The sequence below is a fragment of the Sphingorhabdus sp. genome, from assembly GCF_046292425.1.
GTDB lineage: Bacteria > Pseudomonadota > Alphaproteobacteria > Sphingomonadales > Sphingomonadaceae > Sphingorhabdus_B.
In genome coordinates, this window is the sequence record NZ_JBKBQV010000077.1 from 10,235 (window position 1) to 10,848 (window position 614).

At 55.7% G+C, this 614-nt stretch carries 1 pseudogene; it reads left to right on the plus strand.

The annotated features are described in order from the left end of the window. Positions 1 to 614, plus strand: a pseudogene (locus ACK4S7_RS12480) (glucose/galactose MFS transporter); the annotation flags it as partial.

Sequence of the window (614 nt, forward strand, 5' to 3'; positions counted from 1 at the left end):
TCGTGCAGGTCGTTTCTAACCCGTTGATCTCGTTGCTCGGCAAACCTGCTACGGCACATAGCCGACTGACCTTTGCCCAGGCCTTCAACTCGCTAGGCACCACGGTCTTTCCGATTGTCGGTTCAATTCTTATCCTGGGTAGTCTGGCTACGGTAACCGCCGACCAGCTATCGGGTGCGGAACTGGATGCCTACCGTACCGCCGAAAGCCAGGCGATTGTGAATGGATATCTGGGTATCGCTGTGGCGCTGGCGATTGTTGCAGCCGTTGTGTGGATGTTCCGCAATGCACTAAAAGGTGAAAAGCATGAGGCAAGCGAAGGCCTTGCCGGTCTGGACCTACTTCAGCGCCCACGTTTCGGTTTCGGCGCAATGTGCATATTCCTGTACGTCGGCGCTGAGGTTGCGATTGGGTCGCTGATTGTAAACTACCTGATGCAAGACCATGTCATGGGCTTACAGGAACAGGCCGCTGGTAAGCTCATTGGTCTCTACTGGGGCGGGGCCATGGTTGGACGCTTTATCGGATCAGCGGTGCTGCGCGTTCTAAGCCCCGGGAAGGTGCTGGCGAGCGTGGCAATTGCGGCGATCATATTGTTGATCATTTCAACCCAA